Source organism: Salmonella sp. 32031103-2018-00083-FB-01-SM-01, from assembly GCF_017571995.1.
GTDB lineage: Bacteria > Pseudomonadota > Gammaproteobacteria > Enterobacterales > Enterobacteriaceae > Salmonella > Salmonella enterica.
Genome location: NZ_JAGEQL010000022.1, coordinates 1 through 549 on the forward strand (window position 1 = coordinate 1; position 549 = coordinate 549).

At 65.2% G+C, this 549-nt stretch carries 1 protein-coding gene; it reads left to right on the forward strand.

Translation table 11 applies throughout. The features are described from left to right. Window positions 1-549: cytochrome c-type biogenesis CcmF C-terminal domain-containing protein (locus tag J4614_RS21900; RefSeq protein ID WP_279571551.1), on the forward strand; the 549-nt coding region annotated here is incomplete at both ends.

A 549-nucleotide genomic window follows, 5' to 3' on the forward strand; every position in this document is an offset into this window, starting at 1 on the left:
TTATCCTCGCCTTTATGGTGCTGGTCACCGGCGGCTCGCTGCTGCTGTTCGCCGTGCGCGGGCACAGGGTGCGTTCGCGGGTGAACAACACGCTGTGGTCGCGCGAGTCGCTGCTGCTCGGCAATAACGTCCTGCTGATGGCCGCCATGCTGGTGGTGCTGCTGGGCACCCTGCTGCCGCTGGTGCACAAACAGCTGGGGCTGGGCAGCATTTCGGTGGGGGAGCCGTTCTTTAACACCATGTTCACCTGGCTGATGGTCCCCTTTGCCCTGCTGCTGGGGGTGGGGCCGCTGGTGCGCTGGGGCCGGGACCGGCCGCGTAACATCAGGAAACTGCTGCTCACCGCCCTGGTCTCCACCCTGGTGCTGTCGGTACTTTTGCCATGGCTGCTGGAAGATAAAATCATCGCCATGACGGCGGTGGGGATGGCGATGGCCTGCTGGATTGCGGTGCTGGCGGTGGCCGAAGCCGTACAGCGCGTGTCCCGCGGCACGAAAACCTCTCTCAGCTACTGGGGAATGGTGGCGGCGCACCTCGGGCTGGCGGTGA